Annotated in this window: 21 protein-coding genes; 16 read left to right on the forward strand and 5 right to left on the reverse strand. The window is 42.5% G+C overall.

The features are described 5' to 3' along the window. Window positions 1-99 precede the first annotated feature (99 nt). The 3 genes from agaR (at window position 100) to tatA (ending at window position 4,433) form a co-directional block, all read left to right on the forward strand. Complete coding sequence (agaR, locus tag AADY36_RS02370; protein WP_054561067.1) at window positions 100-864, forward strand: transcriptional repressor AgaR; 765 nt, start codon at window positions 100-102, stop codon at window positions 862-864. Window positions 865-1,180: 316 nt separating this feature from the next. Beyond that, window positions 1,181-3,997, forward strand: coding sequence for a TonB-dependent receptor (locus AADY36_RS02375; RefSeq protein WP_342408452.1), 2,817 nt, complete (start codon window positions 1,181-1,183; stop codon window positions 3,995-3,997). Between the two features lie 280 nt (window positions 3,998-4,277). Further along, window positions 4,278-4,433, forward strand: a complete 156-nt coding sequence (gene tatA / locus AADY36_RS02380) for a twin-arginine translocase TatA/TatE family subunit (protein ID WP_082401550.1) — start codon at window positions 4,278-4,280, stop codon at window positions 4,431-4,433. 12 nt (window positions 4,434-4,445) lie between these two features. On the opposite strand, the gene AADY36_RS02385 is transcribed toward tatA, so the two are convergent. Continuing rightward, complete coding sequence (locus AADY36_RS02385; RefSeq protein ID WP_342408453.1) at window positions 4,446-5,525, reverse strand: mechanosensitive ion channel family protein; 1,080 nt, start codon at window positions 5,523-5,525, stop codon at window positions 4,446-4,448. Between the two features lie 122 nt (window positions 5,526-5,647). Between AADY36_RS02385 and AADY36_RS02390 the strand changes: the two genes are divergently transcribed. The 3 genes from AADY36_RS02390 to AADY36_RS02400 all read left to right on the forward strand — a co-directional run bounded on the left by AADY36_RS02390 (window position 5,648) and on the right by AADY36_RS02400 (window position 8,522). After that, entirely contained in the window at window positions 5,648-6,610 is a 963-nt protein-coding gene (locus tag AADY36_RS02390) for a YihY/virulence factor BrkB family protein (RefSeq protein WP_054561064.1), read from the forward strand. An 88-nt stretch (window positions 6,611-6,698) separates the two neighbouring features. Continuing rightward, window positions 6,699-7,541, forward strand: coding sequence for a pirin family protein (locus AADY36_RS02395; protein WP_054561063.1), 843 nt, complete (start codon window positions 6,699-6,701; stop codon window positions 7,539-7,541). A 9-nt stretch (window positions 7,542-7,550) separates the two neighbouring features. Further along, window positions 7,551-8,522, forward strand: a complete 972-nt coding sequence (locus tag AADY36_RS02400) for a glutathione S-transferase family protein (RefSeq protein ID WP_055020776.1) — start codon at window positions 7,551-7,553, stop codon at window positions 8,520-8,522. A 40-nt stretch (window positions 8,523-8,562) separates the two neighbouring features. On the opposite strand, the gene AADY36_RS02405 is transcribed toward AADY36_RS02400, so the two are convergent. The 4 genes from AADY36_RS02405 to AADY36_RS02420 form a co-directional block, all read right to left on the reverse strand. Continuing rightward, window positions 8,563-9,138 (reverse strand): AAA family ATPase, encoded by a 576-nt coding sequence (locus AADY36_RS02405; protein ID WP_054561061.1) that lies wholly within the window; start codon window positions 9,136-9,138, stop codon window positions 8,563-8,565. A gap of 89 nt (window positions 9,139-9,227) precedes the next feature. Next, window positions 9,228-9,485 carry a hypothetical protein gene (locus AADY36_RS02410; protein ID WP_054561060.1) on the reverse strand — a complete coding sequence of 86 codons (258 nt, stop codon included), beginning with the start codon at window positions 9,483-9,485 and terminating at the stop codon, window positions 9,228-9,230. Beyond that, window positions 9,485-9,931: a hypothetical protein gene (locus tag AADY36_RS02415; RefSeq protein ID WP_054561059.1), complete on the reverse strand. Its 447-nt coding sequence runs from the start codon at window positions 9,929-9,931 to the stop codon at window positions 9,485-9,487. The genes AADY36_RS02410 and AADY36_RS02415 overlap by 1 nt, the downstream gene beginning before the upstream one ends. Window positions 9,932-9,936: 5 nt before the next feature. Next, window positions 9,937-10,278, reverse strand: coding sequence for a hypothetical protein (locus tag AADY36_RS02420; RefSeq protein WP_054561058.1), 342 nt, complete (start codon window positions 10,276-10,278; stop codon window positions 9,937-9,939). Between the two features lie 460 nt (window positions 10,279-10,738). On the opposite strand from AADY36_RS02420, the gene mraZ reads away from it, so the two are divergent. The 10 genes from mraZ to murG are packed head-to-tail and all read left to right on the forward strand — an operon-like array spanning window position 10,739 to window position 21,803. Further along, a complete protein-coding gene (gene mraZ / locus AADY36_RS02425; RefSeq protein WP_342408454.1) occupies window positions 10,739-11,197 on the forward strand; it encodes a division/cell wall cluster transcriptional repressor MraZ in 459 nt (152 codons plus the stop codon). A 30-nt stretch (window positions 11,198-11,227) separates the two neighbouring features. Then, entirely contained in the window at window positions 11,228-12,163 is a 936-nt protein-coding gene (gene rsmH / locus AADY36_RS02430; RefSeq protein WP_239962020.1) for a 16S rRNA (cytosine(1402)-N(4))-methyltransferase RsmH, read from the forward strand. After that, window positions 12,163-12,489, forward strand: a complete 327-nt coding sequence (gene ftsL / locus AADY36_RS02435) for a cell division protein FtsL (RefSeq protein WP_054561056.1) — start codon at window positions 12,163-12,165, stop codon at window positions 12,487-12,489. The genes rsmH and ftsL overlap by 1 nt, the downstream gene beginning before the upstream one ends. Further along, complete coding sequence (locus tag AADY36_RS02440) at window positions 12,486-14,303, forward strand: penicillin-binding transpeptidase domain-containing protein (RefSeq protein ID WP_054561055.1); 1,818 nt, start codon at window positions 12,486-12,488, stop codon at window positions 14,301-14,303. Before ftsL ends, AADY36_RS02440 begins: the two co-directional genes overlap by 4 nt. Continuing rightward, window positions 14,296-15,774 (forward strand): UDP-N-acetylmuramoyl-L-alanyl-D-glutamate--2,6-diaminopimelate ligase, encoded by a 1,479-nt coding sequence (gene murE / locus AADY36_RS02445; RefSeq protein WP_054561054.1) that lies wholly within the window; start codon window positions 14,296-14,298, stop codon window positions 15,772-15,774. The genes AADY36_RS02440 and murE overlap by 8 nt, the downstream gene beginning before the upstream one ends. Continuing rightward, window positions 15,771-17,159, forward strand: a complete 1,389-nt coding sequence (locus AADY36_RS02450; RefSeq protein WP_054561053.1) for a UDP-N-acetylmuramoyl-tripeptide--D-alanyl-D-alanine ligase — start codon at window positions 15,771-15,773, stop codon at window positions 17,157-17,159. The genes murE and AADY36_RS02450 overlap by 4 nt, the downstream gene beginning before the upstream one ends. Next, window positions 17,153-18,235, forward strand: a complete 1,083-nt coding sequence (mraY, locus tag AADY36_RS02455) for a phospho-N-acetylmuramoyl-pentapeptide-transferase (RefSeq protein WP_054561052.1) — start codon at window positions 17,153-17,155, stop codon at window positions 18,233-18,235. Before AADY36_RS02450 ends, mraY begins: the two co-directional genes overlap by 7 nt. Further along, on the forward strand, window positions 18,236-19,561 hold the full coding sequence (murD, locus tag AADY36_RS02460; protein ID WP_055020774.1) for a UDP-N-acetylmuramoyl-L-alanine--D-glutamate ligase: 1,326 nt from the start codon (window positions 18,236-18,238) through the stop codon (window positions 19,559-19,561). Beyond that, window positions 19,558-20,733, forward strand: coding sequence for a cell division protein FtsW (gene ftsW / locus AADY36_RS02465; protein ID WP_054561050.1), 1,176 nt, complete (start codon window positions 19,558-19,560; stop codon window positions 20,731-20,733). Before murD ends, ftsW begins: the two co-directional genes overlap by 4 nt. Then, complete coding sequence (gene murG, locus AADY36_RS02470) at window positions 20,730-21,803, forward strand: undecaprenyldiphospho-muramoylpentapeptide beta-N-acetylglucosaminyltransferase (RefSeq protein ID WP_054561049.1); 1,074 nt, start codon at window positions 20,730-20,732, stop codon at window positions 21,801-21,803. Before ftsW ends, murG begins: the two co-directional genes overlap by 4 nt. Window positions 21,804-21,846: the final 43 nt, after the last annotated feature.

Consider the following 21,846-nt stretch of genomic DNA (forward strand, 5'->3'; position numbering starts at 1 on the left):
GTTTTATTTTATTTCGAAACTAAATTTGGCTTTGAAACTGTAAATTGTGTAATATTGAACTACAAATTTGAAAGCAGCTATTAAAACAACAGGCCAGCTATGCTAACCACAATAGAAAGAAGACAAAAAATCGTCCTGATGACTGAGGAAAATGGCAAAGTAAATGTTAAAGATCTTGCAAAGACCTTTGATATTTCGGAGGTTAGCATTCGCCATGATCTTAACGAGCTCGGTAAGCGTGGCTTAGTTGTCCGTTCACGTGGTGGGGCAATTGCCTGCGATAAATTGGCTAAAGAGCTTTCGGTAAAAGATAAGCATAACGAAAACTATGCTGTGAAAGTGTTATTAGCGAAAGCTGTGGCAAGTTTGGTTGATGATGGCGATTCATTGATTATTGATTCTGGCACCACCACAGAAGAAGTTGCCAAAGCATTAACCAATAAGCAGGGCCTTACTGTGATGACAAACGGCCTTAATATTGCCCATGTACTGGCTGATATTGAAGATGCAAATGTGTTTATGCTGGGTGGGCAATTACGAAAGAAATCAATGTCTTTTTACTCAAATGAAGTCGAGCAAGCACTTAGTAAATATAACTTTAAAAAGGTTATTTTAGGGGTTGATGGTATCGATTCAGAAGCAGGGATCACCACCCATTATGAGCCCGAGGCAATGCTGAATCGCACCATGTGCACCCGCGCAGATAAAGTCATTGCAGTCACAGATTCAAGTAAATTTGGTAAGCGTGCTTTGTATAATGTATTGCCGCTTAAATCAATCGATGTGCTGGTCACCGACAAAAATATGCCAGCAGAGTTTGTTGAATCATTAACGAGCTTAGGTATTGAGGTGATTACTGTTTAACTCTCTAGTTAAATAGGATTAATGAAAGGTGGCTTTTGCCGCCTTTTTTATTATCCAAAATAAATCGTACCAGCCCGCCGAAAGAAAATCTTTTAAAAAAAATCATTATCGTAACTTTCGAAATTAAAGTCCCATATTTAAAGGCATTCGAAGCCATTTTTTTCATATGTAAAACAAATTTCGTAACTATCGAAAGTTTCACAAGGTAATTTATTGTTGCTAGATTGTTTCATTTTGTTATAGATTAAATATAAGGCCTTACTCATTACCATTTTTATGGTGAAAAAATCTGAACATTTAAAAACAGGAAATCATCATGGCAACAACAACTAGAAAAACATATTTGAGCGTGCTGATAAGCTCGATTCTGGCCTCATCAGTCAGTTTCGCTGCAACGGCCCAACAACAAGAAAACGACAGTAAGGCCGAAGAGGATGTTGAGGTTATTGAAGTTACAGGGATCCGTAGCAGTATTAAAGAATCAAACTTTCGAAAGAAAGAAGCAACGACGGTTGTTGATGTCGTTGTCGCTGATGACATCGGTAAGTTCCCCGATGAAAACTTAGCGGAAGCATTGCAGCGTATTCCGGGCATCACCATTACTCGTAATGGCGGTGAGGGGCAAAATATTTTAGTCCGTGGTTTAGGTGGCGGCTACAACATTACCACGTTGAATGGTCGTAAACTGGCTTCTGAAAACTCAGGCCGCGACTTTAACTTTGACACCATTGCTTCAGAGTTAGTGGGTGCGCTTCAGGTGTATAAGTCGCCAGAAGCACGCTTAATTGAAGGGGGCATTGGTGCAGTTGTTGATATCGAAACGCGTAAACCACTAGACCAAGATGGCTTTACCTTGAGCGCTTCAGCAAAAGGGATTTATGAATCTCGAACAGGCGATGTACACCCGCATGCTTCATTCATCATCGGTGACAACTTTAATGATGATACTTTTGGTGTGCTTTTCTCGGGTGCGTATTCTAAGAAAACCTTACGTGCAGACACATACTCGGCAAGCGGCTTTTTTGACGAAGAAGAAGGTTGGGGGGCAGACAGCGCTGGTGTGCCAGTCGACATGAACGGCAACGGAGAAATTGATGGGCAAAGTGAAATATTTGCCTCAAAAATCCCGAGTTACATGTATTTTGCCAACGCGCAGGATGTGCGTGAACGCGTCGGTGCGACGTTAGCAATGCAATGGCGCCCAACAGATACCCTAGACATTAACTTTGATGCTCTTTATTCACGTTACAACACCGATGGTCATCGCTATCAAATTGGTTTTGTTAACTATGATGAAAGCTGGACGCCAGGCACGCCAGTGTTTACTGATGCAGAATTTGATGACACAGGTCGTGTAGTGTCTATGACGCAAACTGGTAACACCATGGTGGAGCTACTCAACTTAACCAACCCACGTAAAACCGATACTTATCAGTTTGCTCTTAATGCTAAATGGTATCCAATGGATGGCCTAACACTGGCTGTGGATGTTGCCCATTCAAAAGCGAAAAACGAAAACGGCGGTGATAACCGCTTTATTGTTGCGCGTGGTTTTATTGACTCGATTGGGATTGATTACACCACAGGTAATATGTTGCCAGATGTGACCTTATCGCCGGGCTTAACTGCGGATCAATCTTACGGTGCACACTATAGCCGTAATACAGGTACTGGGGTTGAAGACACTGTTAATGACTTTAAGTTTACCGGTAAGTTTGTGCCTGAAAGTGATTTAGTGACCCGTGTTGATTTTGGTTTAACCTACCTTGAACAAACTAAAAGTCAGCTTGAATATGCATCAAAAAATGCCAGCCAATTCAGTAATGGTGGTCAGTATTTAGAGCGCGATGGCTATGAATTTGATGACAGCACCGTGGTCAATGTTGGTGATTTTAACCTCTTTGAAATCCCAAGTGATGTGTTTGTTGAGGCAAATTTCGATAACTTTTTAGAGGGCGAAAGTAGCATTACACCAGAGCCATGGCCAAGTTTTGATTACGATAAGTTACTTGCTTATTATCGCTCAATTAATGCTGAAGCAACCGATAAGAGCATTGTTGCATCGCTTAATTCCTCGGGCACTTATGAGGTAACCGAAGAAGTTCTAACTGCGTATGCGCAAGTGACGCTCGAGAGCACTCTTGCAAATATGCCGTATATGTTAAACGTTGGTATTCGCGGCTCGCAAACTGAAGTGAGCTCTAAAGGGTCGGTTTATGATCTATCGTTAATTGACTTACAAGAGGATGGTAAACCACTTGAAAATGGTTGGCGCGAAACAGTTGAGCAATCATTTAAAGGGGATTACAGCAACATTTTACCAAGCATGAACTTTAAGCTTAGTATTACCGATGATTTAATTTACCGCTTCTCTGCGGCACAAGTGATTAGCCGCCCATCTTTAAGCTACTTACGTCCGTGGCTTGCGCCAAACTTTGATACATATCGTGAAGGCTTACCGCAACTTTCTATGGGTGATTCGTCGTTAACACCTGAAGAAGCTAATCAAGCAGATATGACTTTAGAGTGGTACTTTGAAGACAGTAGCTCGTTAAGTGGCGGGGTGTTTGTAAAAGACCTGAAATCATTTATCGATTACGTCGAAAGCCCAGTTGAAATCGAAGGTGTGCGTTACTTTGCATCTTACCCAGGTAAGAGTGAATATGGTGCAACTATTAAAGGGGCTGAGTTTGCTTATCAGCAGTCGCTAGAAAACTTACTCCCCGAACCGTTCAATGGCTTAGGCTTTCAGCTTAACTACACCTATGTTGACAGTAGTTACGATGAGCCAGAGCTAAAAGAATCAGGTTTGCCATTTAGAGGCATGTCGAAGAACTCATATAACGCCGTGGTTTACTATGAGCAATATGGTTTCCAAGCACGTTTAGCGTATAACTGGCGTAGCAAGTTCTTGTCGGATCCTGACGCATGGGGTGGTCCATATTGGATCTCTGATTATGGTCAGTTAGATGCCAGCATGAGCTATAACATCAGTGACCAATTCACAGTGTTTGCCGAAGCAACGAACTTAACTAATGAACGTTATTGGGGTTACACCAAGCGTACTGACCAAGTGAGTTACCTTGAGCGCTTTGGTACTCAAGTTGCCTTGGGTGTTCGCGCTAGTTTTTAATACCAATTCGCTTAATTAAGTGGTCTATTTTGAGGCAAGAAAACCTCGTTGATAACAAGGCAAAAATTTCGTTATTTAGTTGTGCTCGGCAATTGCTCCTGCATTGCTCTACCTTCTGCATCCATGCAGTCGTAAATCAGAAATTTTTAACGCGGGTAGCGACAGGTTTAATCCCTCAAAATGACTAAGTATTATTGCGGATTGGTATAATTTTAGTATTCCTAGTGTTAGTGTTGAACAAGCGCCTGTAAGGGCGCTTTTATTTTAAAATGAGGTTGTTATGGCAGGAATTAGTGTTTGGCAATTAGCCATTATTGCTGCAATTGTGGTGCTGTTATTTGGCACAAAAAAGTTATCCCGAATAGGTGGAGATTTAGGGACGTCAGTCAAAGGGTTTAAACGCGCTATGCAAGATAAACCTAATGATGAAGCCTAGCCCATAAGTATTTTAAATTATATTGCTACCTTGTTCTGGATCGCGAGATTGATCCGCTTGTTCGCGAATATCATCGGCATCACTGCTAACGTCATCAAGGCTGTGGTCGTCGAGTGATTTTGCCGTTTTAGGCTCTGCGTTTACATTATTGTTTGGCTGCTCATTATCGTTTTCGCTATTTAAAATAATTCGCTCGCGAGCATCATCAGGCATGCTTATTTGCTCTGCTAAATAGGTATTGACCAGCTCTCGCATTAATTGTGATGCCACTTTGATAGTACTGTGTTCGTTACTATTGACCCAAAAATAAATGGTTAGATTAAGAGTCGCTGAGCCTAATGAATCAATTAACACTTGGCTTGGCGGATCATTAATAACAGCAGGGTGTTGATTAACCACCTTCATTGCTAATTGTTGGGCATAGCGAATGTCATTATCGTAGCCAATGCCAACATTAAAGTGACCCCGCATTTTTGGGTTCGCAGTGAGGTTTTTAATGACGTTTTTATATACGGTCGCATTAGGGATTTGAATGTGATTGCCATCAAAATCAACCAAGGTGGTGGCGCGAGCCGTAACTTTTTTAACTACCCCTAAACGACCATCAACTTCGATAACATCGTCAATACGAAAAGGGCGCTGCACACTAAGCAGCATACTTGAAATAAAGTTTTCGGCGATATCGCGAAAAGCAAAACCTAAAATAAGCCCAACTAAACCAGTCCCACTCATAATCGCCACAGCAAAACTGGTGAGCCCTGCAAGACGCAAAAATAAGTACACGCCAAACAAGATGATAATGATGCTAAAAAAGCGCCTAGTCACCACATGCAAAAGTTTACTTTCACTGACAAAACCAAGCGGTTTGATTAATAAATACGACAAAGGGCGGGCTAATAAGTAGCAAACAATGATGGCTACAATACCGAGTGTCAGTGCAGGTAACATTTGCCATGTAGTATGTAAAAACTGCGTAATTTGAGAGTTTAAGTCTTGCCAAGATAAGCTATCAGGGATTGCTTGCGATGTTACCCAAATGGTGGGGCTGAACAAACTAGCCAATTGATTTTTAATAAGTAAATAATAATTCATCGCACCGCTCCATGGACCTTTATACTGTTTTTATAAGCTTAGCTTAATGCAATTCAGACGCCATTATTACTGGCAAGTTGTTTGCAGTTTGAGAGTGTTAAAGGCAATTTTTTAGGTCGTTTATGAGTAAGGATAATCGAGGTTACCAAGCTCGCTCACCGATGGAGATCCCAATGCGAGGCTGGTGGGATATCTGCAAGCGGGTTTATCACAACCTATCACAAGACAATTTATCTTTTGTGGCGGCGGGTGTGGCATTTTATGCCTTGTTGGCTATTTTCCCTGCGCTGGCGGCTATTGTCTCTGTGTATGCATATTTTGCCTCGCCAACAGATATTTATGATCAGCTTGATAAAGTGATTGCCATTTTACCTGAAAGTAGCCGTGACATCATTTTGCTACAGGTTAGTGGTATCACTCAGCAATCGCAAAAGGTATTGAGTGCAAGTGCCATAGGTACTTTATTATTGACTGTTTGGAGTAGCAGCAAAGGCTGCCAAGCTCTCATCACTGCCTGTAATATTACCTACCACCAGCGTAACAAGCGCCAGTTTTTTATGGCATTAGTGGTGCGCTTTTTATTTTCGCTAGGTGCTATTGTGGTTGCGCTGGTGGCGTTATTGATCATTGGTATTTTACCGATAGTGCTTAACTTAGTTGGCTTAACTGAGCTTATCGATTTAATGATTCAGCTTATTACTTGGCCGCTATTAGCCATTATTTTTAATTGCGCATTAGCATTTTTATATCGCTATGCACCGCATAGAACGCCTGCAAAATGGCGTTGGATCACACCAGGTTCAATACTTGCCACGTTGCTGTGGATTATCGCATCAATCGGTTTTTCATATTATGTATCGCAATTTGCGAGTTATAACGAAACTTATGGTTCGTTAGGGGGGGTAGTGATCATGTTGATGTGGCTTTATATCAGCGCATACATCATCATTTTTGGTGCGGCCATTAATGCAAGTGCTGAACAACAAACCTTAGTAGATAGCACCATAGGGCCAGAGAAAGAAGTTGGAGAGCGGGGTGCTACAGTGGCTGATAGATTAACCAGACAACAAAATGAGCATTCTTAAAAATAGAATGATTAGCGCTAATTTTACTCATGGTTGTTAGTTAAATTAGCGCCTACAATCATTTCATACAATTTACGGGAGTAAAGTTATGAAAGTGATTCAACAATTAAATAGTCATGCCACACAAGATGGTGACGGCGTAAACATCAGTCGTATTCCTGGCTTTGATGGCAAGTATTTAGACCCTTTTTTAATGATCGATGAGCTTAAGTCAGATGATCACAGTGATTTTATGGGCGGCTTTCCTGCGCATCCTCACCGTGGTATTGAAACCTTTACTTATATTATTAAAGGTGGCTTTGAGCACCAAGATCAAATGGGTAACAAAAAAGCGATTCGTGCTGGTGATGTGCAGTGGATGAGTACCGGTTTTGGTGTGATCCACAGTGAAATGCCTTTAGCAGATGCTAAAGAAGGCATGCACGGTTTTCAGATTTGGCTCAATATGCCAAGTGCCGAGAAACTAAGAGCACCACGTTATCAAGATACCACTGAAGCGCCAGCACCAACGACTCAAAATGAGCAAGGTGTTGAGCTTAAAGCGTTGGCAGGAAGCTGGCAGTTTGCCGGTGAAGAGCAGGTATCAAGCCTACAAGACCTCGCAGCTGATGGCATGCTTGCCGATGTAACTTTACCGGCTGGTACGCAGTTTTACCATGCACCATTAGCGCAAACTAAGGTGATGATTTATATCCATACTGGAGAAATTCATACTGAACAGGGCGGCCCAGTTAAAGCAGGCAGCTTATTGATTTTAGAGCCTGGCAGCAACATTGAGTTTAACTCGCAAACTGGTGCTGGGGCGTTAATTCTAGCCGGTGAGCCGCTTAAGCAACCAATCGCTCATATGGGCCCGTTTGTAATGACAACCCAAGCTGAGTTACAGCAAGCAGTACGTGACTATCAGCTAGGTAAATTTGGCACACTATAGGAGGTTATTGTGGGATTACTAGTAAATGGCCAATGGCATGATAAATGGTACGACACCGATAACAATCAAGGTGAGTTCAAACGTGAGGCAGCCCAGTTACGTAACTGGGTTACCGAAGATGGCAGTGCAGGGCAAAGTGGTGATGCGGGCTTTAAAGCTGAGAAAGATCGTTACCATCTTTATGTCTCTTTAGCTTGCCCTTGGGCTCATCGCACTTTGATTTTTCGCCATTTAAAAGGCCTTGAAGATTATATCAGTGTGTCGGTTGTAAGTCCTGACATGCTAGAGCATGGCTGGACCTTTGATAAAGACAATCACAGCACCGGTGATGCACTTTTCGATAGCGAATTTATGCATCAAATTTATACGCGTAACAAAGCCGATTATTCAGGTCGTGTTACGGTTCCCGTGCTTTGGGATAAAAAAACGCAGCGTATTGTTAGCAACGAATCTGCTGAAATTATCAGAATGTTTAATAGCGCGTTTAATGCCCTAACAGGTAATGAACGCGACTTTTATCCGCAATCGTTACGTTCTGAAATTGATGAAGTTAATGAGTTTGTTTATCACAACATTAATAATGGGGTGTATCGTGCAGGCTTTGCGACAACGCAAGAAGCTTACACGGAAGCCTTTGATGATCTCTTTGCTGCTCTAGATAAGATTGAGCAACGCTTAACAGCTAATCGTTATTTAGTGGGTGATACATTGACTGAGGCCGACTGGCGGTTATTTACCACTTTAATTCGCTTCGACAGTGTTTATGTGGGCCACTTTAAATGTAATTTGCGTACTATTGAGAGCTATCCGGCGATCAGCAACTATTTACGCGAGTTATATCAAATTGAAGGTGTAAGTAAGACCGTTGATTTTTATCATATAAAACGTCATTACTATTTTAGCCACACCATGATCAACCCAACTCAAGTTGTGCCAAAAGGGCCTGATATAGACTACGCTCGACCACATAATCGTGGTTAATAGACTCTGATAACTAACAGTTTAATGACTGATTAAGCTGTTAGTTATAACTATCCATGACCTTGCGGATAGTGTCGATGCCAAACATCACCTTTTGAATAAATGACTCTGAACTTTTCACTAAATTAAAGTTAGGGTGCTGTGACCAAACAGCTTGCAGTTTGTCATCAAGCATTATGGCTTGCTGATCAGATTCGTTTCTAACAGGGTTATTAGAATGAATACTTTGCCCAGACTTAGCAGCTGTTTCAAAAAAGATCACTGCATCATACTGGTTAAGTTCGATTTCTAGGCTGGTGTTTAAACACTGAAAAAACTCATCTTGCTCACCGGGCCAATAGGCAAGCCCATCTAAACTACCACGATCGCAAAGCATTAAACGATCTGGGTGCATGGTTCGCTGAATATGTTCAAGGTGTTTTTGTAAGCTGAAGATAGCTTGTTGGTGAGCTTTAATGAGGTGAGTTGCATCACCACGTTCTACACCACCGCTGAATAGCATGGTCGCAGACTCTGGTACAACAACAATTTGATTAGAAAATTCACGTCTTAATAGATCGATGGCTGTTGTTTTACCACCGCCAGGGCCGCCTGTTAATACAATCCTTTTTTTCACCTTACATTCTCACAAATTGCTCGTTTGTGTTTAAGGTAATGAAAATAGGTGGCAAAGAGAAGTAAAAAGCAAACATTACATGATAAAGATCACAACAAACGCAGTAACCAGCTGAAGCGGCTGACTTGTTTCAATTTACCGTCTTTGTGGTCTGAGTTATTAAGTGCTTCGTAGCCCATTCCCGCAGTGAAGGCACTGGCAATTCCTACTTTACTTACTGCAAAGCGTTTTAAACGGTATTTGAATGCTTGATGGTGTTGACGTTTAAGCTCATCTTGTAGATCCATTTGTTGGCTTAGTTCAGTCACTCTGTGCTGTGGTTTATTAATAAAATAATCAATTAACATCATTCATCCTTATTAATATTAAATAATTGGCGAACGCTTTTTAGCGTGTGATCAAAGCCTATCTTACTACTTACATAACCAATATTTTTCCAAAGCCATGCAAGGCATAGCAGTTGTAATGCAATCAGTGAAATAGCGGCTAACCACAATGATTGGCTAAAGCTAAATATTGCGATACCTACAGTAGCAAGTAGACCAGCCCAAAGTAGCACCAAGCCGCCTGCAAAACAGACGAGTAGGATAATAGTTAAGGCGAGTGAGCGTGTTGATAAGCGCCACTCGGCAGCTGCAAGCTTTTTACAAGTTCCAGTTTGTTCACGGTAGTCAATGTATAGCTGTTTGCCATAATCAGATAATTTAGCAAGATGATCTTGCCACTGATCAGCGTTTAACGGCTGTTCAGTGGCATCTTGCGTTTTCTCATCTGTAGATTGAGAAGACTGCATAACAATTACTTACGACGAATAAGAGCAGTTACTAACATGCCTGCAGCAAAGGCAATACCTGCTGTTGCAAGTGGGTTTTCTGATGCAAGCTTACGAGTTTTACCACTGTACTCATTAATTTTAGCGCGTGCTACAGCTTGCTTTTCAGAAAGCGTTTGAGCAGAGCTCGATGCGCCTTGGCGAACACTATGTTCAGCACTTGCTGCACGAGTTGAAAGTGCATCAACAGCGTGATGTGCTGCTTCAGTTGCTTTTTCTGTGAATGGCGCCTCTACTTGAGCCGCGTTCGAGTTTGCACTGCTATTAGTTTCTGTGCTTGAGTTCGATTTAGAAGTTGCGGTAGTCATAATCATTCCTTAAAAATTGCCATTTAATTGGTAGCTAACCTATCGCAACCTTCATACCAAATAATAAAAACTAACTTTTTCAATGCATTATAATTTTTAATCAGCCATTGGAGGGAGAACATTCGTAACTCTTGCAGGGTGATTAAGTAAAAATTACAACATTCGATAATTTTGTAATTATTCATTGGTTATTCATTAACCATTTTTCCCTAATACATCGCCAAGAAAATTGAAAAAATATTTTTTTTCGATGTTTTCCACTTTTTCCCACGTAATTCATAGGCTTTGCTTGAGGCCTTATTTTTTCTGGCTTCACAAGGCGCTTATGATGATCTGCTTACTTGACAAAATGGCTTGTCAAGCCCTAAACTGGAGCACTGTGGTAAAAAGTGGTTTTTAGTGGATCAAACTGGATCGGAAATAATCATTAACGATTAACAACCTATTTTTAAGGCAAGTTATGTTTCGGGGTGCGAGCTCTCTGAGTTTGGATGATAAAGGACGCTTTGCGGTACCAACTAAGTACCGAGATGCGATCTTGTCTGAAGATCAGGGAACGGTTATCTGCACTGTGGCCTTAAATGAACCTTGTTTGTGGTTATACCCGCTAGCAGAATGGCTCGAAATTGAAGAACGATTATTAAAGATTTCGAACATGAATCCACGTGCTCGCCGTATGCAACGTATGCTGCTCGGTAACGCTACAGAGTATCAACTAGATAAAAACGGCCGAATTTTGCTGGCGCCGTCGTTACGCGCACATGCAGAACTTGGAAAAAAAATCATGTTGGTTGGCTTGATGAACAAGTTTGAAATTTGGGATGAAGATCGTTGGCATGAACAAATGCGCCAAGATACTGAAATTGAACGCCTAGGCGATTTTGAGGTGAATCCTGAGTTCGATAATTTCTCACTCTAACCACAATAATAAAAAGGCAAAAACTAGCTAATGACAGCGCAATTTGAACATGTCTCTGTACTGATGGACGAAACCATAGATGCTTTGGATATTAAACCCGAAGGCATTTACATGGATGGCACATTTGGTCGCGGTGGGCACTCTGGACAAATTCTTGCGCGTTTAAGTGAGCAAGGTCGCTTACAAGCAATTGACCAAGATCCACAAGCTATTAAAGCCGCCGAAAAGTTTGCTGATGATGCACGTTTTTCGATTGCCCACACTCGTTTTTCAAACCTTAAAACAGTTGCCGAAGATAACGATTTAATCGGTAAAGTAGACGGTATTTTGTTAGATATCGGTGTTTCTTCGCCACAGCTTGATGATGCTGAACGCGGTTTTAGCTTTATGAAAGATGGCCCGCTTGATATGCGCATGGACCCAACCAGTGGTCGCAGTGCTGCACAATGGCTAGCTGAAGCTGAACTTGAAGATATTACCCATGTGATTAAAACCTACGGCGAAGAAAAGTTTGGTCGCCGTATCGCTCATAAAATAATTGAAACACGTGAGCACACTGCTATCACAAGCACAAAGCAGCTTGCTGAGTTAGTCGATGAAGCGGTGCCAGTGAAAGATAAACACAAACACCCAGCTACACGTACATTCCAAGCGATCCGTATTTATATCAACAGTGAACTTGAAGAAATTCAAACTGCACTGCAAGCCGCTGTTGACGTTTTAAAACCAGGTGGGCGTCTAGTCGTTATTTCGTTCCACTCGTTAGAAGATCGCATTGTTAAGCAGTTTATAAAAAAACAGAGTAAGGGAGAGGCGATACCCAGAGGTCTGCCTTTGACGGACGCACAAATAAACAAAAATCTGACGTTAAAGGCAGTGGGTAAAGCCATTAAGCCGAGTAAGGCGGAAATAGAAGTTAACCCGCGTTCACGTAGTTCTGTGCTAAGGGTTGCTCAGAGGTTGTAATGAAAGCTAAAGCGACACATCGCCAACCCAATTTATTTGTAGAGATTTTTAAAGGCCTAGGAGCTAATAAGCTGACCTTGGCCTTGTTGGTTGTGATCCTTGCTTCGAGCTTGAGTGTGGTTCAAGTGACGCATCTAGCGCGTCAACAATTGATTGAACAAGATAAATTACTGCAAGAGCGCGATGAACTTGATCTTGAGTGGCGTTACTTGCTTGTAGAAGAAGAATTTTATTCGCAGCATGCGCGTATTGAAGAAGTCGCAACCATGCAATTAGAAATGAAACGGCCAACTAGCCAAGACGAACAGGTGGTGGTACTGCAATGAGAAGCAGAGGGAAAAAGCCAACGAATACCTTGATAACATGGCGCTTTTTGCTCGTGTGCTCAGTGGTGTTGCTAGTCTTTATGACGCTGGTTGCGCGTGCCGCTTTTTTACAGGTCATTGAGCCAGATAAAGCGCGTTCAGAAAGTGATAAACGTACTGTGCGAGTTGAAAAACAACATGTGCAGCGAGGCATGATCTTCGATCGTAATGGTAAAGAGTTGGCAGTCAGCGTGCCTGTGGTAAGTGTGTATGCCGATCCTAAAGCACTACATAAATCACTGATCAGTAAGGTACTGCGTCAAGCACGTAAAAATGGTGAAGATCAACAAGCGCTTGCTGAAAACACTGTTGAGTTAGATAAACGTATTGCCGCTTATTACAATAATGATATTCGCTGGCGTGAACTTGCGGATGTATTACGTATTGACCCAAGTAAAGTTAACTCTCGCCTTCGTGATAATCCAAAGCGTCGTTTTGTCTACTTAAAACGTCAGGTTACCCCTGCTGTAGCTAACTATATTGGTGATCTTCGTTTACCAGGTATCCACTTACTTGATGAGTCAAAACGTTATTACCCTGCCGGTGAAGTGACAGCTCATGTTATTGGTTTTACTAACATTGATGGTCATGGTATTGAGGGGATCGAAAAGCTTTATGAAAAAGCGTTAACCGGTGTTGAAGGTCAGCGTACTATTCGTAAAGATGCGCAAGGCCGTGAAGTAGAAGTTCTTGATGAGCGCGAGCGTGTAGAGCCAGAGAGTATTCATTTAAGTATCGACCAACGTATTCAAGCAATTGCTTATAAAGCAGTGAAATCAGCGGTGTTATCGTACAAAGCGACCTCAGGTTCAGCCATGGTTGTGGATGTTAAAACCGGTGAAGTGTTGGCTATGGTAAATAGCCCATCGTTTAACCCAAATAACTTATCAGATGCTGCGCCGCATAAGCGTCGTAACCGTGCTATCACCGATTTATTTGAGCCAGGCTCAACTGTTAAGCCGCTAGCCATTTTAGCTGGTTTAGACTACGGCGTAATTCAACCGGATTCAATAGTTGATACTTACCCTGGCTGGATGCGAGTAGGTGGAAGCCTTGTGCAAGATACTCGTAATCATGGTGAGATGACTTTAAGAGAGATCTTAAAATATTCAAGCAATATGGGTGTGACTAAGGTCAGCCAAGAGTTACCAAAAGATTACTTTGTTGGTCTTTATCAAAAAGTCGGTTTTGGCAGCGACAGTGGTACGGGCATGGTTGGTGAAAGCAGTGGCTTATTTTATCCAAATCGCCGCTGGTCTGATCATGAAATTGCCGCACTATCATTTGGTTACAACTTAGCAGTAAGTACCGCACAAATGGCGCGTTTTTATGCCATGTTAGGTTCAGGCGGCGTTATGCGCCCATTGACTGTACTTAAACAAGAGTCGGTACCAGAAGGTGAACGCGTTTTTCAACAAAAAGATGTTGAAGCTGTTGTTCACATGATGGAAAGCGTGTTTGAGAAAGGTGGAACTGCACAAAAAGTTCACGTTGATGGTTATCGTGCTGCAGGTAAAACAGGTACCTCTAAAAAAGCCGCTGTTGGTGGTTACGGTGACGAATACGTTGGTTATTTTGCTGGTATCGCACCTGCAAGCAACCCGCGTTTAGCGGTAGTAGTATTGATTAATGAGCCGGGTGGAGATGTTTATTACGGCGGTGCGACGGCAGGTCCTGCATTTGCAGAGATTGTCTCCAATGCCTTAAGAATTCTAAACGTTGCACCGGACAAAGATGCGGTTGCGTACGTAGAAGGCAAAGATAACGATGCGTGATTTAAAACCGATTCTTAATCATATTGATGTTGAGGCCAATAGTTTAGTGGTCAATCAACTACGTCTTGATAGCCGAGATGTAAAAGCTGGCGATGTGTTTGTTGCCATAAAAGGCCATCAACTCGATGGCGGACAGTTTATTGAAAAAGCCATTGAAAATGGTGCGGTGGCAGTTATTGCTGACCGTTTATGTGAGTTCGAAAGTGAGTTTGAACCACTTTATTTAGTTACCGATTTAGCGAAAAAGCTGCCTGCACTTGCAGCTGCTTTTTACCAGCAACCATCAAAGCAGTTGGATTTAGTGGGTGTGACAGGCACCAATGGCAAGTCAACGACCACAGCGATGATCGCGCATTTAGCACAGCACTGTCATAAACGTGCGGCTGTGATTGGTACGCTCGGTTATGGGCACCCTGATAACCTGACTGAGCTTGCAAACACCACACCATCGAGCGTTGATTTACAGCGTATTTTATCTGAACTTGTAACAGAACAGCATGATGTTGTGGCTATGGAAGTCTCATCTCATGGCTTAGTTCAGCAACGTGTTGATCAGTGTAAATTTAAAGCCGCTGTGTTTACTAACCTTTCGCGTGACCACTTAGATTATCATGGCACGATGGATGCCTACGGTGATGCGAAGTTGATGTTAATGCGTGACCATATGCCTGAGCTTGTGGTGCTTAATCAAGATGATGCGCAAGTTGAAGCATGGTTAGAAAAATACGACTTCAATAACCTAATTTGTTACGGCCATAAAAACCTAACGCCTAAAAATGCGCGTTTTGTTTATTTCAGCGATGTAACATACGATAATGCCGGTATATCGGCGAAGTTCGATACCAGTTGGGGGCAGGCTGAAGTTAATTGCACCCTGTTTGGCGAGTTCAACTTATATAATTTAGCCGCTGCAATGGCTACTTTATTAGGTATGGGTTACCCACTTGATTTACTTGTTGAAGGGTGTAAATCATTGCAGCCTGTTGCTGGGCGCATGCAGGCATTTAGTGCGCCAGGTCAACCGACTTGTGTTGTTGACTATGCCCATACTCCTGATGCGTTAGCACTAGCATTACAAGCATTGCAAAAGCATGTTCCAGGTGGCGTCAGCTGTGTGTTTGGCTGTGGTGGTGACCGTGATAAAGGCAAACGCCCGATGATGGCAAAAGCTGCTGAAGCTAATGCAGACCGTATTATTGTCACTAGTGATAACCCAAGAAGTGAAGACCCTGACGCAATTATTGCTGATGTGATTGCGGGGCTTGAGCGGCCTGAACGCGCACATTGTGAAGCAGACCGCGCGCAGGCTATTAGTTATGCCATTGCGCAAGCAGGTGCTGATGATGTCATTCTAATTGCGGGCAAAGGCCACGAAGACTATCAAATTATTGGCGACCAACGAATCGACTTCTGCGATCGTCAGTATGTACAACAACAATTAAAAGAAAAATCGCAAGGGGCGCAGTTATGATCCCTATGGATTTTGATTGGCTAGCTAAAGTTCTAGCAACCGATTACCAAGGTGGTAATCAAACGGTAAAAAATATCAATACTGATACTCGTACTTTGTGCGATGATGAAGTGTTTTTAGCGCTACAAGGGCCTAATTTTGATGGTCATAAATTTGTTGCGCAAGCAAAAGAAAAAGGCGCGATAGCTGCCATCGTAGCGCGTCCTGTTAATGTCGATATTGTGCAGTTTGTGGTCAGTGATACACGAATTGCGCTTGGCCAAATTGGCGCAGCTGTGATGGCACAGGTTGCACCAAAAACAATTGCTATCACAGGTAGCGTGGGTAAAACGACCGTTAAAGAAATGTGTGCGGCGATTTTATCTGGCCATGGTGAAGTACTGGCAACAAAAGGCAACTTTAATAATGACATTGGTGTACCACTCACGTTATTACGCCTTGAACCACAACACCAATATGCGGTTATTGAATTAGGTGCAAATCACATTGGTGAAATTGCATACACAGTAGCAATGACGAAACCTGATGTTGCTGTGGTATGTAATGTTGCAGCTTCTCACTTAGAAGGCTTTGGCTCACTACAAGGTGTAGCAACGGCCAAAGGCGAAATCTATGACGGCTTAAAGCCTGATGGTGTTGCCGTAGTTAATTGCGACAGTGACTATGCCGATTTTTGGCTTGATAAATTAACTGATCGCAACGTAAAACTTTTTTCTACTAGCCAACAATTAGATTATTGGGCAGAAGATGTGGTGCTTGATGAGCAAGCCCGTGCTTCTTTTGTGCTTTGTAATAAAGATAAAAAAGTACCTGTCACTCTGGCACTACCGGGCAAACATAATATTGCAAATGCATTAATAGCCACCGCGTTAACCACTGAGCTGGGTGTAAGCCTCGAAAGTGTTGCATCAGCGCTGGCAACCATGGGTGAAGTTAAAGGTCGTGTAAACGTCCTTAAAGTGTCAGACACATTGACGGTTATTGATGATACCTACAACGCGAATGTGCAATCGGTTAAAGCGGCAATTGATTTATTAAGTGATATGCCGGGGCGTCGTATTTTTGCGTTAGGTGATATGGGCGAGCTTGGTGAAGAAGCGCGTTTTTATCATCAGCAAGTCGGTGAATATGCACAGCAAAAAGGCATTGATGAACTTTATAGCCTAGGTGTACTAAGTAAATCAGCCAGTGATGTATTTGAAAAGCCAAACCGCCACTTCTCAAGCCGTGAACAATTATTACAACAATTACAAAGTGAACTTGCTCAATCGACGCAAAAAACCACAGTTGTTGTAAAAGGTTCGCGCAGTTCTCGTATGGAGCTTGTGGTCACAGATTTAGTAAATAGCCAGCAAAATGGCAACAATGGAGTATCGTCATGTTAGTTTGGCTGGCCGAGTATTTAACACAGTATTACAGTGGTTTTAATGTTTTTTCTTACCTAACGCTGCGCGCAATTTTAGGTATTTTAACAGCACTGCTTATCTCACTTTATTTTGGCCCTAAGCTAATTCGTGCATTACAAAAAATGCAGATTGGTCAGGTGGTTCGTCACGATGGTCCAGAGTCACACCTATCTAAAAAAGGCACGCCAACTATGGGCGGTATTTTGATTTTAGGGGCGATTTTTACCAGCACATTACTGTGGGCTGACCTTTCAAATAAATATGTTTGGGCAACCTTATTTGTCGTGGGCTCGTTAGGTGTGGTTGGCTTTGTTGATGACTACCGTAAAGTGATCCGCAAAGACCCTAAAGGCTTAATTGCTAAGTGGAAATACTTTTGGCAATCAGTGATTGCGTTAGTGGTTGCCAGTGCGCTTTATTTTACCTCGCAGCAAGGCAGCGAAACCTCATTAGTTGTGCCGTTTTTCAAAGACGTGTTACCACAGCTAGGGTTGTTTTATATCGTGATGACTTACTTTGTAATTGTCGGTACGTCGAACGCGGTAAACCTAACAGATGGCCTTGATGGTTTAGCGATTGTACCAACCATTTTAGTGGCGGCAGCACTTGCCATTATTGCTTATTTAACAGGTAACGTTAATTTCTCAAGCTATCTACATATTCCGCATTTGCCACTCGCCAGTGAGCTTGTGGTTGTGTGTACAGCAATTGTGGGAGCTGGACTTGGTTTCTTATGGTTTAACACCTACCCAGCACAGGTATTTATGGGTGATGTAGGCTCATTAGCACTCGGTGGTGCTTTGGGTATTATTGCGGTGCTGGTTCGCCAAGAACTAGTACTTATCATCATGGGTGGTGTGTTCGTAATGGAAGCATTGTCGGTGATTTTACAAGTGGGCTCTTACAAATTACGTGGCCAACGTATTTTTAGAATGGCGCCTATTCACCACCATTATGAATTAAAGGGTTGGCCTGAGCCGCGCGTAATTGTGCGCTTTTGGATTATTTCAATCGTGCTAGTACTTGCTGGCCTTGCGACATTAAAGATCAGGTAAATGACAGTTATTAACGAGATTAAAAACAAACAAATTTCAGTGCTCGGACTCGGTGTAACCGGTCTGGGCATTGTGCGTTTTTTATTATCTCAGAATATTAAGCCAATTGTTGTTGATAGCCGCACAGCGCCGCCGGGTGCTGATTGGCTAAATGAGCATGCCAGTGAGTTAACGACTCACTTTGGTGATTTAGAACAGGCAGACTTAGCCAGCAATGACATTATTATCATCAGCCCAGGTCTAAGCCTCGCGACACCTGCAGTAGCAAAAGCGATTGATGCTGGTGTTGAAGTGATTGGTGACGTTGAGCTTTTTGCTCGTTTAACTGATAAACCAATTGTTGCGGTGACAGGTTCAAATGGTAAGTCGACTGTAGTTACATTGGCGTTTGAAGTGCTTAAAGCGGCCGGTTATAAAGTTGGCCTTGGTGGCAACATTGGTACTGCGGTACTTGATTTACTATCGCAAGACTATGATGTGTATGTACTTGAACTGTCGAGCTTTCAGCTTGATACCACACACAGCTTAAAAGCAAAAAGTGCCTGTGTATTGAATGTGAGTGAAGATCACCTCGATCGTTATCCAAGCTACCAAGCATACATTGACTCTAAGCAAAGTATTTATAACGGCTCTGAGCTCGCGGTAGTTAATGCCATTGATGTGGCAACTCATACTGCAAAGCAGCCCCAAGTGAGCTTTGCGCTCGCTAATGCAGATTTTGCCTTGGTTGAACATCAAGGTGAGCAATACTTTGCAGCACACGGTAAGCCAGTATTACCAGCAAGCTGCTTAAATGTTGTTGGCTCTCACAATCAACAAAACGCCTTAGCGGTCATGGCATTACTGAACCCGTTTGATATTGCTAAAGAGCATTACCAGCAAGCGTTTAGTGCTTTTACTGGGCTTGCACACCGTTGTCAGTTTGTTGCTGAAATTAATGAAGTAAAATACTTTAACGATTCTAAAGCGACCAATGTAGGTGCAACTATCGCTGCGATTGAAAGCTTAGCAGATCAAGCAAAGCAATTAGTTGTTATTGCCGGTGGTGATGCAAAAGGGGCTGATTTAGATGCCTTAAAGCCATACTTAAACAACAAAGTAAAAGCGCTTGTTTGTTTTGGTAAAGATGCTAAAGCGTTAGTGGCTCTAACTGAAAAAGGCCACCTAACCACCAACATGCATGAAGCGGTGCAACTAGCAAAACAGTTAAGCAGCAGTGGCGATATTGTTTTATTAGCACCTGCATGTGCCAGCATTGATATGTATAACAATTATATGCAACGTGGTGATGACTTTGCGCAGTGCGTATTGGCGGAGGCAGTATGATTGCATTTGCTGACATCCGTGAAGCATTAACACCAAAACAATCGCCGCAACTTTATGATGTGCCGTTATTGTATTGCATGTTGATGTTGATTGGCGTTGGCTTTGTGATGGTAACCAGTGCCTCTATGCCAACAGCAGAGCGATTATTTGATAATCCGTATCACATTATCATTCGCCATGGCATGTTCTTAATTATGGGCTTTTTCTTGTTTTGGATTGCCACTAACGTGCCTATGGATTGGTGGAAGCGCAGTAACGCCTATTTATTGTTGCTGGGTTTAGGTTTGCTCGTTTTGGTGCTGATTGTTGGCCGTGAAGTGAACGGTGCAAAGCGTTGGATACCTATTGGCCCGGTGGGCTTTCAGGTCGCTGAAGCCGCCAAGCTGTATTTCTTTAGCTACATTGCTGGTTACTTAGTGCGTAAACGTGAAGAAGTACAAGAGAACTTAAAAGGTTTCTTTAAGCCATTAGCTGTATTTGGTGTGTATGCGTTTTTGATTTTGATGCAACCAGACTTAGGAACTGTAGTTGTACTGTTTGTGACGACAGTTGGTTTGTTGTTTTTAGCGGGTGCTAAGTTATGGCAGTTTTTTGGCCTTATCTTAACGGGTATTGCTGCAGTGGTGGTGCTAATTATCGCTGAGCCATATCGTATGGCTCGTGTCACAGGCTTTTTAGAACCGTGGGAAGATCCATTCGGTAAAGGTTATCAGTTAGTACAATCGCTAATGGCGTACAGCCAAGGTGGTTGGTTTGGTCAAGGCTTAGGCAATAGCGTACAAAAACTGCAATACCTGCCAGAGGCACATAATGACTTTATCTTTGCTGTGATTGGTGAAGAACTCGGCTTTTTTGGCGTATTTAGTATTTTGATTGTACTTGCTGTATTTGTATTCAGAGCCTTGTTAATTGGCCAAAAAGCGCTGCAATGTGGCAAAGAGTACGAAGGCTATTTTGCCTTTGCTATTGGTATCTGGTTTGCGTTTCAAACCATGGTAAATGTGGGGGCAAGTGCCGGTATTTTGCCAACCAAAGGCCTAACACTACCGTTTATTTCGTACGGTGGCTCTAGCTTATTAATTATGACCATAGCAACAGGTGTACTTTTGCGAATAGATTTTGAAACAAAGATGGCGACTAAGCAGGCAACCTCACGTGGAGGTAAGCGATGAGTAAAAAATTACTTGTTGTTGCAGGCGGTACCGGTGGCCATATTTTCCCAGGCATTGCAGTTGCTGACTTTTTAAAACAGCAAGGCTGGCAAGTTAGCTGGATTGGCACGCCTGACAGAATGGAAGCAACGGTAGTACCTAAGCACAACATTGAGATTGATTTTATCAATGTGAAAGGTGTGCGCGGAAATGGAATTAAACGCCTGATTAAGGCACCTTTTATGGTGATGAATGCGGTTTTTCAAGCACGTAAAATTTTAAAAGCTCAAAAGCCAGATGTTGTTCTTGCTATGGGGGGCTATGTGACCGGACCTACTGGCATTGCAGCAAAGAGCTTAGGAATTCCTTTGGTTATTCATGAGCAAAATGCTGTTGCAGGCATGAGTAACCGCTGGCTAGCGAAGTTTGCCAACAAAGTGTTAGCCGCTTTTCCATCAGCTTTTGCAAAAGAACAATGTGAAGTAGTCGGTAACCCAGTCAGAGAAAGTGTCGCTAATGTCACTGCTAAGCAAACAACGACACCAATTAATGTGCTGGTTGTAGGCGGTTCACTTGGTGCACAGGTACTAAATGAGACTTTACCTGCTGTATTCAGTGAACTTTCAGCGCTAACAACGCTTAATATATGGCACCAAACGGGTAAAAATAATGAACCGAATGTGACTGCCAGCTATCAACAGTTAGGATTAACTGAAAATAGTAAAGTTGCTGAATTTATTGATGATATGGATAGTGCATATCAATGGGCCGATTTGGTAATTTGCCGTGCTGGTGCGTTAACGGTGAGTGAGATTGCGGCAGCAGGAAGAATGGCCTTATTTGTGCCTTTTCCGCATGCTGTAGATGACCATCAAACTGCCAATGCAAAGTATTTAGTGACTGAGCAAGCAGCGTTGATTATGCAGCAAAGTGAGTTTAACCAAGCGGCGGTTGTTGAGTTATTAGCGCCTTACGTAAATGCACCAGAAAAAATTTCAACAATGGCAAGTAAAGCAAAACAGCTTGCTATTTTAGATGCCACAGCCAATGTTGCAAAACGCTGTGAGCAACTAGCAGATAGAAGAGATTAGTAGTGAAAGAAAGCACGATAAAAGAAAACAACACTCGTCCTGC

The organism is Pseudoalteromonas sp. D15MCD-2 (assembly GCF_038562745.1).
GTDB lineage: Bacteria > Pseudomonadota > Gammaproteobacteria > Enterobacterales > Alteromonadaceae > Pseudoalteromonas.